The 1,650-nt window shown below is 68.7% G+C and carries 1 protein-coding gene; it reads right to left on the bottom strand.

All coding sequences use genetic code 11. The features are described 5' to 3' along the window. A partial coding sequence (locus JGU66_36275; GenBank protein MBJ6766233.1) for an amino acid adenylation domain-containing protein occupies nt 1-1,650 on the bottom strand: 1,650 nt, incomplete at both ends.

Below are 1,650 nucleotides of genomic sequence, written 5' to 3'. Positions count from 1 at the left end.
GCGCGGCGCGACGTGGCTTCGCTCGGAGACTTCGGGCTGCTGCGCCTCCGGCTCCGGCAACGCTCGACGGTCCACCTTCCCGTTCGGCGTCAGTGGCAGCGCCTTCAGCACCACCACCCAGCTGGGCACCATGTACCCCGGCAACTTCCTCTTCAGCCCCTCCCGCACCCCCTCCCCCTTCACCTCCCCCACCACGTACCCCACCAACCTCTTCTCCCCCTCCCTCTGCCTCACCACCACCACCGCCTCCCTCACCCCCTCCTCCTCCCTCAACGCCCCCTCCACCTCCCCCAACTCAATCCGGTACCCGCGCACCTTCACCTGCGCGTCCAACCGCCCCAGGTACTCCAACTCCCCCTTCACCCACCTCGCACGGTCCCCCGTCCGGTACAGCCTCGCCCCCGCCTCCCCGCTGTACTCATCCGGCACGAATCGCTCCGCCGTCTGCTCCGCCTTCCCCTCGTACCCTCGCGCCTGCCCCTCTCCCCCCAAGTACAGCTCTCCCGCCACCCCTTCACTCACCACCCTCCCGCCCTCGTCCAACACGTACGCGCGCCGCCCCTTCAGCGGCCTCCCAATCCCAGGCTCCTTCTTCTCCCCCCGCCTCACCTCCGCACTCGTCGAATACGTCGTGTCTTCCGTCGGCCCGTACAGGTTCACCACCCTCGCCACCCACGGCGCTCCTCTCCCTATCTCCTCCACCAACTCCCTCGTCAGCGCCTCCCCCGCCAGGTTCACCACCCTCACACTCTTCGGCACCCACCCGCCCCTCACTCCCTCCCTCATCGCAGACGGCACCGTATTCACCAGCGTCACCCCCTTCCCCTCCACCTCCCCCATCTCCAGCGCGCTCCCCACCACCACCACCTTCCCCCCTCTCGTCAGCGGCCCAAACACTTCAAACACTGACAAGTCGAAGTTCAGCGACGTCGCCCCCAACACTCCCCTCATCTCCTCGTCCCCAAACGCCTCCCAACTCCACCTCACAAACGACACCGCGCTCCGGTGCTCCACCCCCACCCCCTTCGGCCTCCCCGTACTCCCCGACGTGTACAGCACGTACGCCAGCTGCCTCGCGCTCACCCCTCCCTTCGGCCCCTCCTCCGCCCTCTCCTCCCCCAGCTCCACTCGCTCCACTCCCCTCAACCCCAACCCCTCCAACACCTCTCTCTGCCCCACCACCACTCGCGGCTTCGCGTCCTCCACCATCCGCTCCAACCTCTCTCGCGGATAGCTCGCGTCCAGCGGCACGTACGCCCCCCCCGCCTTCAGCACCCCCAACACCGCCACCACCAACTCCCACGTCCTCGCCGCGCTCACCCCCACCTTCTCTTCCGCACTCACCCCCGCAGCCCTCAGCCTCCACGCCAGCCCGTTCGCCCTCTCCTCCAGCTCCCGGTAGCTCACCTCCCTCTCCCCACTCACCACCGCCACCGCCTCCGGCGTCCTCCTCGCCTGCGCCTCCACCAGCTCGTGCAGCAGCGTCTCCCCTCCCTCGCTCCTCCCCGTCGCGTTCCACTCCCGCAACACCCTCTCCCTCTCCTCCTCTCCCATCACCTCCCTCACCCTCACCCCGCCGTCCTTCACCGCTGTCTCCACCAGCTCCTTCACCTGCCTCGCCCACCTCTGCACTGTCTCCCCGTCGAAGAG

The sequence above is a fragment of the Myxococcaceae bacterium JPH2 genome, from assembly GCA_016458225.1.
Classification (GTDB): domain Bacteria; phylum Myxococcota; class Myxococcia; order Myxococcales; family Myxococcaceae; genus Citreicoccus.
Note: the sequence above shows the minus strand (reverse complement) of the source record. Positions and strands in the feature narration are given on the sequence as shown.